The following is an 11,055-nucleotide window of genomic DNA, read 5'->3' as shown; positions in this document are numbered from 1 at the left end:
AAAGAGCATCACCCAAATGGGGTACAGGCGGCAAGAGAGCCGACCTTTTTTGGTGTTTATTCCCAGTTTTCTGATTTCACGCAATTTCTGGGCGCAAAACCGCGTCACGGCTTTGCTGAAATTGCGCCGGCCAGGCTGGAATCATGCTCGGCCCTAAGTGACAACAGGGGGCGCCTGGCTCCGAATGCTGCCAAGCGGTGAGCAGCCGACGCCGACATTTTTGATGCCAGTAAAAGGCGCACAACCAAATTCATTCAATTTTCAATGTTCCCGCCGAAATTGTCTTTCAGAAGATTTGCATTCTTTTGAGCTCAGTATTGCGATGGCCTACGGCACCAACCATTCTTATCCCGCTCCGAACAATGTCGAAGAGCAGCCTGCTTCAGCAGTAATCGACGACGACGCGGTTGCGGCCCTGGACGTGGCAGCTCGCTCACCGAGGATGGATAATGACATCCTGAGTTCGGCGCCGGCTCGCGACATCCGCAGTTCAGCGAGCGAGCTGATCGAAATGCTCGAGGACATCGATCTCCAGAAGATGTTGCGGAAGCAGGGCCTGATCGGTCGGTTCACCGGCGCAGCCGTCGAAGCCCGCCTGGGCTTCGAACTTGCAAGCCACAGGGTCGCCGATGTGTTCCGGCAATTGAGCCGGGCTGCGCAGGCTGGGGGGCGCATAAGGGGAATTCTCGACAGAACGCGACTTGAGCTCATCGACGAACAGGCGCGTCTTGCCGGCGTGATCGGGGACGCCAAGAAGTTGCTCATTTCGCGGTCGAGCGGTTCAGACCTCGCTCTCGTCGCCAGATTTGAGAGACGTCTTGCCAACATCATCGCGATCGAGGCTGCCAACACGCTGACGATTCAGCAGATCGAGCTGTCTGCGAGTGTGCTTGCTTCACTGCTCGACCGATTCACCGACATTGAAACACTGCTGTTGCCGCTCTGGCAGCGAAATGCGCTGGCGATCATTCATGGCGAAGCAATCACACCGCGCAGTTCCGTCGTGACTGCGTTTCTCGATGCTCACAGCAATCTCATAGGCTTCCTGAAGAAGGTTGGACAAGAATGATGAAAGCAGCATTGCCACTGCACGACGCCTCCAGTGCGGTCGCCAGCGAACATCAGGTGGATCCGGACGTCGCGCGTCTGGCGGCCACCATTGATCTGTTCTCGGCCCTCTCGATCCAGCAATTTGGCCACGAAGTCGCCGAGCGGTCATCCCAGTATGCCGACGAGATTCTCGGAACGGCGCGCGCAACCGACCTCGACGACACCGGGGCTCAGTTGAACGAGATCGTGCTCGCGGCTCAACAGTTCAATCTGTCGTCACTCGATAACTCGACTGGACGAATTCCCATCATCGGCGGCCTTTTCAAGCGGATCGCGCGATCAAAGGAACGTGCCATCGCTCGGTTCGACACCGTCAAAGGGCAGGTAGACAAGCTCGTTGCGCAAATCGAGACAACGGCCCAGACGCTGTCGCGGCGAAATCATGACTATCAGCTCATGTACGAGGGCGTTCGCGTTGAGTATGCAGCACTCGGCAAACATGTCGAGGCCATCGAGATTCGGCTTCACGACATGGAAGACGAGATTGGCCGCCAGAACAGTGGATCCGGTGATCTTGCCTCGAGCGAGCACCTCGCCGTCCTCGAAGCAAATCGTCAGCAGCTTTCGAAGCGTGCGGACGATATGCGTGTCCTTCAGCACGCGGCGATGCAGACCCTGCCGATGGTTCGCATCATTCAGGCAAACAATCTCGCGCTCGTCGACAAGTTCCAGACGATCCGCCAGTTAACCTTGCCGGCGTGGAAACGCGCATTCATGCTGGCCCTGACCCTGGACGAGCAGAAAAGCGCCGTCGCTTTGGCAGACACCATCGACAATGCGACGAACGCCATCATGCGCAGGAACGCCGAGCTGCTGCACCAGAATTCGGTGGCGACGGCGAAATCCAACCAGCGCCTCGTCGTCGATGTGGAAACGCTCCAGCACGTCCATGATAAAATCCTGCTGACGCTGACCGACGTTCGCGATGTCCATGAGAAGGGTGCGACGGACCGCCGTCAGGCGATCGGCGAGCTGGAACGGCTTCGCAGCGAGATGCTGTCCAGCGTGAAAGCCGCTGGAGTTGCCGGTGGCTGACGCCTCGGCTTTCGGCAAGCGGGTGCTCGGCTCAGCTTCGTCTGAGCCGGCTCCCATATCGGGAAAGATCGATCAGACCGGTGAAGAAGAGCATGTCGGATTGGGCCGTCGGTCCAATCTGCTGTCGTTGCTGGCACAGGGATCGGCTTTCGCCGCCTTCATGCTGCTCTTCGCCGCGGCCTATGCATGGCCATCCGATCCGACCGACCTGCGGATATTGCGCGGCTCGATCTATGTGCTCGACGGCTTCACCAATGCCCTTGGCCTGTCAGGCGTCAAATCCACGGACTCTTCAGTTCCGACCGGGCTCTGGACGCTCCCCGATTACGTGCACTATGTCTCCTTCATCATCGCCCTTGCGACGGCAGGAATGATCATCAGGGGGCGTTGGTTTTTCACGGGCCTGGCAGTCGCGTTCTTTCTGATACGATGGGGATTGTTCGGGCGGGCAGAATTGCTCGCGCCCTTTGCGTTCGCCTTGTTTGCATTCATTGCCCTGATATTTCACGCTCCGCTTTCCCGCCGCGCGATCATTGCCATTATTGTCGCCGGCATTCCGGGTATCCCGGTTGTCGGCAGTCTGATGTATGACCTTTCCCGGGATTTCAGTGCTCGTCCGACCTATGAAAAATACCGGGTGATCCGCCCGTCCGATTTGCCCGCAAGCGTCTACCAGGCTGCCGCTGATGCGAACGGAGATCACCTAGTGCAACCGGATGGAAATGCGAAGATCATGTCGTATTTCCTGGCGCAAGCGGAGGCTCTTCGTGGCAACAGCGCTGCTGCCGCGGCCGCACTCGACAAGCTGGAAACAAGCGGCTTCCTTCTGAACAATTTCGACCAGGCCCGTTTTCAGGCGATACGGAACTTCGCGCTGGCCTCCGGCGGTTTTGGGCCGCAGGCTCGCGAAAAACTCCTGGCCGACAATGCCGCTCAATCGCAAAAGGCATACTTGCTGCTTTCGGCCGCACTCATCTTTGCCATCGCCGCGCCACTGACAAATGGGCTCGGCTGGTGGATTGCGCGCCGGAGCCGAAGGATTTTGTCGATCGAGCGCGAGCTGGAACAGCGCCGTGCCAACCTGCCGGGCGCGGTCAAACGCGCGGCAGGCGTGTTCGGCAGCCGCATCGCCAATAAACTGCCAAAACCGTTTTCGATTGCCAACGGCGAGCGTGCGATCGAAGCAATCGCCTCACGCGCACGCGGTTACCTTTTGTTTGTCTTTGGTCTTCTGGCCTTTGCGGCGCTGTCAGCTTTCGGCGCCTATTGGATCTGGCTGCCTGAGGCGACTGATAACACCGCCTTCCATTTTGTGGCGCTTGCCGGAAGCGCGGCCGATTATGCGCAGCAGAACGGCGTTGCAGTTATCGCCGGCGCTGAAGACTGGACGGTCGGGCCCATATTGCTGAACTGGCTCAAATATCCGATATGCCTTGCCGCGATCGTTCTTGCCACGCGCCGATCGCGATATCTCGGCGCGGTGGCCGCGATGACTTTTGTCGCATTCTTCGCAATCGATGATTATCGATTTGCCCAGCACTCTTTTCGTGAAGCCCTATCCCAGCAATTCTCGCAGCGTCTACGTTCGGAGCTGGATCTTGCTGCCGGCCGGGCGAACGGCGGGCTCATAGTGCCCTCACAGCCCGTTACCGACAGTTTCCGCGGCCTGGACGTCAATCTTCGTGGATCAATCGCGGCAGAAAACAAGTCCGCTTCCCCCGCTGCGCCGACGGAGATCGATGCTTCGCTCGCGGCCTATACGCTTGCACAGATCGCCTATCTCGAGGGGAATGTCGTCGATGCCGCGAAATTCCTCAACCAGGTCAGCGAGATGAAGGTTTTGTATGCCGGCGTTCATTGCGAGCGCTTGGCGCTGGTGCGGGATTGGGTCTCGGCCAACGGCTACACTGCGAATGCGATGAATTGGCTCAATGCCGATTTTCCATCGCTGGTGCGGCGGTTGGGACGGTGGCTGCTGACGCTTTCCATCGGAAGCTTGGGGCTCGCGGCTGTTGTCACATCCTTTGTCGCAATCGCCGTTGCGCGACGCCGCCGGATCGAAGCCCTCCTGGAAGAGCGCGGCCGATATCAGCTTTAGACCGGAGCTCGGCTTCGATCGTCAACCGACGCCGGCAATCAGCCCGGCCGCGGGGAAGAAATTCAGGCGATCTCGCGCAGGCGTTCGGCGGTCTGCAGGTCGACGGAGACGAGGGTGGAGACGCCCTGCTCGGCCATGGTGACGCCGAAGAGGCGGTTCATGCGGGCCATGGTGATCGGATTGTGGGTGATGATGACGAAGCGGGTTTCGGTCGACGCCGCCATTTCATCCATCAGGTTGCAGTAGCGCTCGACATTGTGGTCGTCGAGCGGCGCGTCGACTTCGTCGAGCACGCAGATCGGCGCCGGATTGGTGAGGAAGACGGCAAAGATCAGCGCCATCGCCGTCAGCGCCTGTTCGCCGCCTGAGAGCAGCGTCATGGTCTGCGGCTTCTTGCCCGGCGGCCGGGCGAGGATTTCGAGCCCGGCTTCCAGCGGGTCGTCGGATTCGATCAGCTGCAGCTCGGCGGTGCCGCCGCCGAAAAGATGGGTGAACAGCCGCTTGAACTGGGCATTGACGATGTCGAAGGCGGCGATCAGCCGTTCGCGGCCCTCGCGGTTGAGGCTCTGGATGGCGCCACGCAGCTTGCGGATCGCGTCGATGACGTCGTCGCGTTCCCTGATCAGCGCTTCGAGCTTGTCACTCAGCTCCTTCTGTTCCTCGTCGGCGCGCAGGTTGACGGCGCCGAGCCGCTCGCGTTCGATCCTGAGGCGCTCCAGCTCGCGCTCGACCTCGCGCGGATCGGGAAGCGCCTGCATGGCCGGACGCCCGGTCAGCTGCAGCGCTTCGTGCGGGGCGACATTCAGGACCTCGCGGATGCGGCTTTCGCCTTCCTGGCGCTTCTCGCGGGCGGAAACCAGGCGCTCCTCGGCGCGGCCGCGGCGTTCACGGCATTCGGCAAGTTCCGACAGTGCGGTCGTCGCCTTCTGGTCGGCCTCGCGCTGGATGCGTTCGGCCTCGGCCAGAAGATCGCCGGCGTTGCGGCGCGCCTCCTCGGCCTTCTGCAATTCGCTCATCAAAGCGCGGCGCTTGTCGTCGAATTCATCCGGCGCCAATTCGAGCTCGGCTGCCTCTTCACGCGCCTCTTCCTCGCGCTCGCGCAGGGTGGCGACCTGATCTTCGCCGCTTAGCGCGCGCTGGCGCCAGGTCTCGCGCTCCTGGCCGATCGCCAGGATGCGGCGCTGGCGGGCCTCGTTTTCCCGGGCAAGGCTTTCATGGCGGGCGCGGCTTTCGGCCAGCGCGCCGCGATCGGCCGCCACCTCCGCCTGCTGGAACCGCAGCCGCTCGTCGATCGCGGTGAGATCGGGCGCGTCCTCCAGCTCGATGCGGGCATTCTCTTCCTGGATGGCGACCTCCTCCAGCTGCGCGCCCAGCTGGCTGACCGCCTCACTGACGACATCGCGGCGGCGGATCAGATCGCCGGAGGCCCGCTCGGCGGCTCCAAGCGCATCGCGTGCTTCGGCGAGATGACGGGAGGACAGCCGGCTCATGTCGCGGGCCTCGGCAAGCCGTCGTTCTTCGCCGCGGATCGCATCAGCGGCGGCGGCCTGCCGCTCCTCGGCTTCGGCAAGCACGTCGCGGGCAAGGGCTGCCTCGCCTTCGAGCTCGGCCAGGCGGTTTTTCTGGGCAAGGCGAAGGGCTGCAGCGCTCGGGGCGTCGGCGCCTGTCACGTGGCCGTCCCAGCGGTAGACGGCGCCGTCTTTCGTCACCAGCCGCTGGCCGGGCTGCAGCGCCGCCATCAGGCGCTCTGCGTCCCCTTCCCCGACCAGGCCGATCTGGCGCAGGCGGCGGGTGAGTGCGGCGGGCGCGCTGATATGGGCAAGCAGCGGCGTGACGCCGGATGGCAGTGCCGGGTCGCCAGCGCCATCGCCATTGTCAGACCAATGGGCCGGGGCCTCGGCAGCGAGCGGCGATTCCAGATCGTCGCCGAGGGCAGCACCGAGTGCTGTTTCGAAGCCGCGATCGACCTTCAGCTCATCGGCAACCGGCGGGAATTCGCCGGCAGCGGCACCAGCGGCGAGCATGCGGGAAATGGTGCGGGCCTCGGTTTCCAGCGCATTGAGGCTCGAGCGGGCCTGATCGACCGGCGCGCGCGCCAGCGCCTCGGTCTGGCGGGCGGCGGCAAGCGCCTGCTCGACGAGCTGGACGGCGGCTTCGGCGTCGGCGAGCGCGATTTCACCGGCCTCGACGATGGCGCGTTTTTCATCCGGGTCAGGCAGGCCGGCGATCTTGTCGCCGATGGTTGCGAGTTCGTGGTTGGCCTCATTCATCTGGCGTTCGAGGCGCATCCTGCGGTCAGCGAGATCGCGGATGGCGCGCTCCAGCTGGTTGCGGCCGGCAGCGGCCTCGGCGCGCTCGGCGGTCAGCTGGGTGAAGATGCGTTCGCTGTCGGCAAGTTTTGCCGCCGCTCCCTCGAAGGCCTCGCGGGTTTCCTCGGCATAACGGCCGGAATCGGCCAGCACTTCGGAAATCTCGGCCTCTTCGGCATCGAGCCTTGCCAGGATAACGGCATTGTCGGCGACTAGTCGCTCCTCGCGGCGGATATCCTCGCCAAGCTGGGCGAGACGGCGTGTCAGCTCGTCGCGGCGGCGCAGAATGCGGCCGACATCCTCCTCCAGCTGGCTTCGGGCGATCTGCAACCGCTGCAGAGCGGCGGCGGCGCGCGCCTCACCCTCGCGCAGTTCCGGCAGTTTCAGGCTGGCGATGGCCTGGTTCTTGGCCGCCTCCATCTGGGCCTGCGCCTTTTCGGCGACGACGACGGTCGCCTGGTTCAGCGCGCTGTCGGCCTCGGCCTCGGCTTCCTTGGCCTGCACCCAGCGGATATGCAAGAGCATCGCCTCACGGGCGCGGATATCGGCAGACAGCGTCTTGAAGCGGTTTGCCTGGCGGGCCTGCCGCTTCAGGCTCTCGATCTGGCTTTCGAGCTGCGAGGTGACGTCGTCGAGACGCTCGAGATTGCCCTCGGCGGCCCGCAGCCGCAATTCGGCCTCGTGGCGGCGGGAATGCAGGCCCGAGATGCCGGCCGCCTCTTCCAGCAGCTGGCGGCGGGCCTGCGGCTTTGCCTGGATCAGCTCGCCGATGCGCCCCTGCCCGACCATCGACGGCGAACGGGCGCCGGTGGAGGCGTCGGCAAACAGCAGTTGCACGTCCTTGGCGCGGCTTTCCTTGCCGTTGATGCGGTAGAGCGAACCCTGTTCACGCTCGATGCGGCGGGTGACCTGGATCTCGTCGCTGTCGTTGAAGGCGGCAGGCGCGGTGCGCGTTGCATTGTCGAGATAGAGCGCCACTTCGGCGGTGTTGCGGGCCGGGCGGTTTCCCGAGCCCGAAAAGATCACGTCGTCCATGCCGGAGGCGCGCATGTTCTTGTAGGAATTCTCGCCCATCACCCAGCGCAGCGCCTCGACGAGGTTGGACTTGCCGCAGCCGTTCGGGCCGACGACGCCGGTCAGCCCCCGCTCGATGATGAATTCCGTCGGCTCGACGAAGGATTTGAAGCCGACCAGGCGCAGCTTGTTGAACTTCATGCAGAAGCTCCGCGGCGCGGGGTGGGCAAGGAGCCGCACCGCAGCCACAAAAAAACGGGCGCACGGCTTTCACCGTCGCCCGTTATCGTCAAACGGATCGGTTCAGAGCAGACTGTCGATGAGCCCCGACAAGGTTTCAACCGGCATGTCTCCAGAGTAGCGCTTGCCATTGATGAGGAAAGTCGGCGTGGCATTGACGCCGAAATCCTTGGAACCTCTTTCCCGCACGGCGTTCACTTCATCCAGAAGCTTCTGGTTCGTCAAGCATTTCGTGAAGCTATCCTCAGTAAATCCGGCGAGCTTCGACATCTGCAGCAGTGCGCTGCGGCCGTCATCGGCGGCGGCCCAGACCTGCTGCTGCTTGAACAGCATCGAAACCATCGGGAAATATTGCTCCGGCGTGCTCAGCTGCTCCGGATTGGCGGGGCTGCAGCGGGCGAGCATGAAGGCGGCGGCGGCACGCGGGTCGAAGGGGAATTCGCGAATGATGAACTGCACCTTGCCGGCGTCGACATATTTCTGCTTGATCGCATCGAAGGTGGTGTTGTGGAAATGGGCGCAATGCGGGCAGGTCATCGACATGTATTCGACGATCTTGACCGGGGCGTCAGCCTTGCCGAGCGCCATCTCAGGCAGCGGGCCGGGCTTCAGCACTGCGGCCATGTCGACATCGCCATCGGATTGCGGCGTTTCGGCCGGCGATGTCGCCGCCGTCTGGATGGTGTCGACATTGGTGCCGTCGGCCAGGGTCTTGCCGGAGGACGAAGCATCGGCAGCGTCCTTGCTGTCGTTGCAGGCGACAAGCGCTGCGGCAGCTGCGGCGATGGCGATCCCACCCAGGAGGCGGCGTTTCGTCAGTTGCATTTCAGACATCTGCATGGGTTCCCCATAAGCAATGAGAGTGACGGCGTGACTGTGCGATATAACGGCTGGCGGCCGCTCACAAGCCACGGTTCACCAACTTCCTTCAAAGAATTGTGACCGTGATGGGACCGCTAGCCAAAATTGCGATCGATGCGTATGCGGATTCATCGATAGACATCGCGGCGGTTGCCAATCCGCACGATGAGGATCAGCACCGCCCCATCGTCGATGTTTGCGATCACTCGATAGTCCCCGACGCGATACTTCCAGAAATCCCCGAGTTCAGACCCCTTAAGCGCCTCTCCGATGGATCGTGGATCGTCCAACCTTGCAACGCGATCATTCAGGAATCGGAGTATTCGGCGAGCCGCCTCATGCCCAAGCTTCTCAAGCTCACGCTCGGCTGCCCGGTGAAACTCAATTCTCCAAACCATGACGCGCCATCAGCTCGGCCAGCGGCACGCTATCGCTCTCACCCCGACGAAGTTCTTCGAGGCGTTTTTCGGCGAGGTATATATCTTCGAGATCGTCGAGATGCTCGAGGATGGCCTGACGTGCATAGAAACTCTTGCTGCGGCCCGTGCGCTTGGCAAGTTCATCGAGCCGTGCTTCGATATCGGGCGGCAACCGCAAGGCCAGCATGATTTTTCTCCTGAATGCTATACACGTATAGCATCCTAAGGGCTGTATCGCCAGCCCGAGCGATCGAATGTCAGCGTTGAGTTCCCCGCTTGCCCATCACCGCGGTCCCTAAGCGCTGGATCGCCTGGCGCAGTTTGTCGCCCTCTATGCCTTCCATCATGCCTTCGAGCTTGCGGGCGGCTTCGCCCTTCAGCGGCGGCGGGGTGCGGGAGCGGCGGGCGGGGTTTGAGACCGGCTTCTGGACGATGCGGATCTGGTGGACGGCGGCAAAGCCGAAGAAGCTGTTGATGCGCTGGATGAGTTCACCCTGGGCATGGGTGAGAAAAAGCGCGCGCGCGCCTTCGCAGGCAATCGTCAGCACACCGGGGCGGAAGCCGCCGACCTCATTGCCGCCGCGGGCCCAGGCGATCTTTTCCGGGCGGGTGCAATCGGCAAAATCCTCGCCGGCGATTTCGCTCCATGAGCCGAGCAGGGCCGTGTTGATGCCGGCGCGGCGCGCCAGGACGGGATCGATCAGCCCGTTCGCCAGCTCGGAAATCTGCTTTGCACCTTTGCGTGGATAACTCATCGAAACCCTTGGATGCCCCTGCCAATCGCACAGGCAATTCGCATCACCGGCTTGATCGCGCGGCATTGCTTCGCCAAGTATAGGCACTTCCCCCGATCCCGGCAAATCATGACGCTCACGAAACCCGACACTCCCTCCGCAAAGCCCCTGCTCGACTGGTACGACCGCCACCACCGCGACCTGCCCTGGCGGGTCTCGCCCGGCATGGCGGCCGGCGGCGTCAAACCCGATCCCTATCGCGTCTGGCTTTCCGAGGTGATGCTGCAACAGACGACGGTGCAGGCGGTCAAACCCTATTTCTCCAGGTTTCTCGAACGCTGGCCTGCGGTGACCGATCTTGCCGCGGCCGAAAGCGACGCGGTGATGGCCGCCTGGGCGGGGCTTGGCTATTACGCGCGGGCCCGCAACCTGAAGAAATGCGCCGAAGCAGTGGCGAAAGAGCATGGCGGCGTCTTTCCCGATACCGAAGAAGGGCTCAAATCCCTGCCCGGGATCGGCGACTATACGGCAGCGGCCGTCGCGGCCATTGCCTTCAACCGGCAGGCGGCGGTGATGGACGGCAATGTCGAGCGGGTGATCTCCAGGCTCTATGCGATCGACACGCCGCTTCCGGCGGGAAAGCCACTGATGAAGCAGAAGGTGGCGGCGCTGACGCCGGCTCTGCGGCCAGGCGATTTTGCCCAGGCGATGATGGATCTCGGGGCGACGATCTGCACGCCGAAACGGCCGGCCTGTTCGCTCTGTCCGTTCCGCGGCGCCTGCGAGGCGCTGAAACTTTCCGATCCCGAGCTCTTTCCGGTTAAGGCGGCAAAGAAGGAAAAGCCGGTGCGGCAGGGCGCGGCCTTCATCGCGGTGACTGACGATGGCGAGATCCTGCTGCGGCGGCGCATCGACAGCGGCCTGCTCGGCGGCATGACCGAGGTGCCGACAACGGCCTGGACGGCGCGCCTCGACGGCGAAACCTCGGCCTCAGCCGCGCCCTTCGAGGCGGCCTGGCAGGCATGCGGCACCGTCATCCATGTCTTCACCCATTTCGAGCTCCGGCTGTCGATCTGGCGGGCGGCGATCGCCGGCAAGCCGAGAACGAATGGCGGCGGGGATGACGAATGGTGGGAGCCGGTTACAAATCTTGAAGCGCAGGCCCTGCCGACCATCATGAAAAAAGCGATCGCAGCGGCTATTCCACTCGCGTTCAAAACATCCAAGGGATGACC

At 62.8% G+C, this 11,055-nt stretch carries 9 protein-coding genes; 4 read left to right on the top strand and 5 right to left on the bottom strand.

The window, feature by feature from the left end:
• Positions 1-184: 184 nt before the first annotated feature.
• The 3 genes from HJB82_RS19800 to HJB82_RS19790 are packed head-to-tail and all read left to right on the top strand — an operon-like array spanning position 185 to position 4,243.
• Positions 185-1,069 carry a hypothetical protein gene (locus tag HJB82_RS19800; protein ID WP_259669777.1) on the top strand — a complete coding sequence of 295 codons (885 nt, stop codon included), beginning with the start codon at positions 185-187 and terminating at the stop codon, positions 1,067-1,069.
• Entirely contained in the window at positions 1,066-2,145 is a 1,080-nt protein-coding gene (locus HJB82_RS19795) for a toxic anion resistance protein (RefSeq protein ID WP_221141088.1), read from the top strand. Before HJB82_RS19800 ends, HJB82_RS19795 begins: the two co-directional genes overlap by 4 nt.
• Complete coding sequence (locus tag HJB82_RS19790) at positions 2,138-4,243, top strand: hypothetical protein (protein WP_221141086.1); 2,106 nt, start codon at positions 2,138-2,140, stop codon at positions 4,241-4,243. The genes HJB82_RS19795 and HJB82_RS19790 overlap by 8 nt, the downstream gene beginning before the upstream one ends.
• A 62-nt stretch (positions 4,244-4,305) precedes the next feature.
• Here HJB82_RS19790 and HJB82_RS19785 read toward each other — a convergent pair whose 3' ends face one another.
• From HJB82_RS19785 to HJB82_RS19765, 5 genes are all read right to left on the bottom strand, one after another.
• Positions 4,306-7,767, bottom strand: coding sequence for a chromosome segregation SMC family protein (locus HJB82_RS19785; RefSeq protein ID WP_221141084.1), 3,462 nt, complete (start codon positions 7,765-7,767; stop codon positions 4,306-4,308).
• 102 nt (positions 7,768-7,869) lie between these two features.
• On the bottom strand, positions 7,870-8,640 hold the full coding sequence (locus HJB82_RS19780) for a DsbA family protein (RefSeq protein ID WP_405049050.1): 771 nt from the start codon (positions 8,638-8,640) through the stop codon (positions 7,870-7,872).
• A 155-nt stretch (positions 8,641-8,795) separates the two neighbouring features.
• Positions 8,796-9,065 carry a type II toxin-antitoxin system RelE/ParE family toxin gene (locus HJB82_RS19775; RefSeq protein WP_183696222.1) on the bottom strand — a complete coding sequence of 90 codons (270 nt, stop codon included), beginning with the start codon at positions 9,063-9,065 and terminating at the stop codon, positions 8,796-8,798.
• The gene (locus HJB82_RS19770) at positions 9,049-9,273 is read right to left on the bottom strand and encodes a DUF6290 family protein (protein ID WP_207583263.1); all 225 of its coding nucleotides are present in this window, start codon (positions 9,271-9,273) and stop codon (positions 9,049-9,051) included. The genes HJB82_RS19775 and HJB82_RS19770 overlap by 17 nt, the downstream gene beginning before the upstream one ends.
• A 70-nt stretch (positions 9,274-9,343) precedes the next feature.
• Complete coding sequence (locus tag HJB82_RS19765) at positions 9,344-9,841, bottom strand: DUF721 domain-containing protein (protein WP_207583262.1); 498 nt, start codon at positions 9,839-9,841, stop codon at positions 9,344-9,346.
• 108 nt (positions 9,842-9,949) lie between these two features.
• Between HJB82_RS19765 and mutY the strand changes: the two genes are divergently transcribed.
• Positions 9,950-11,053, top strand: a complete 1,104-nt coding sequence (gene mutY / locus HJB82_RS19760; RefSeq protein ID WP_221141082.1) for an A/G-specific adenine glycosylase — start codon at positions 9,950-9,952, stop codon at positions 11,051-11,053.
• Positions 11,054-11,055: the final 2 nt, after the last annotated feature.

Origin of the sequence: Rhizobium sp. NZLR10 (genome assembly GCF_019685125.1) — a bacterium.
Taxonomy (GTDB): domain Bacteria; phylum Pseudomonadota; class Alphaproteobacteria; order Rhizobiales; family Rhizobiaceae; genus Rhizobium.
The sequence above is the reverse complement of the archived record's forward strand: the minus strand, read 5'-3'. Positions and strand labels throughout refer to the sequence as shown.

Excerpts from the sequence above, each read along its gene's own strand:
- HJB82_RS19800 (WP_259669777.1), top strand. The coding sequence starts at position 185 with ATGCTGCCAAGCGGTGAGCAGCCGACGCCGACATTTTTGATGCCAGTA.
- HJB82_RS19795 (WP_221141088.1), top strand. The coding sequence starts at position 1,066 with ATGATGAAAGCAGCATTGCCACTGCACGACGCCTCCAGTGCGGTCGCC.
- HJB82_RS19785 (WP_221141084.1), bottom strand. The coding sequence starts at position 7,767 with ATGAAGTTCAACAAGCTGCGCCTGGTCGGCTTCAAATCCTTCGTCGAG.
- HJB82_RS19780 (WP_405049050.1), bottom strand. The coding sequence starts at position 8,640 with ATGTCTGAAATGCAACTGACGAAACGCCGCCTCCTGGGTGGGATCGCC.
- HJB82_RS19775 (WP_183696222.1), bottom strand. The coding sequence starts at position 9,065 with ATGGTTTGGAGAATTGAGTTTCACCGGGCAGCCGAGCGTGAGCTTGAG.
- HJB82_RS19770 (WP_207583263.1), bottom strand. The coding sequence starts at position 9,273 with ATGCTGGCCTTGCGGTTGCCGCCCGATATCGAAGCACGGCTCGATGAA.
- HJB82_RS19765 (WP_207583262.1), bottom strand. The coding sequence starts at position 9,841 with ATGAGTTATCCACGCAAAGGTGCAAAGCAGATTTCCGAGCTGGCGAAC.
- mutY (WP_221141082.1), top strand. The coding sequence starts at position 9,950 with ATGACGCTCACGAAACCCGACACTCCCTCCGCAAAGCCCCTGCTCGAC.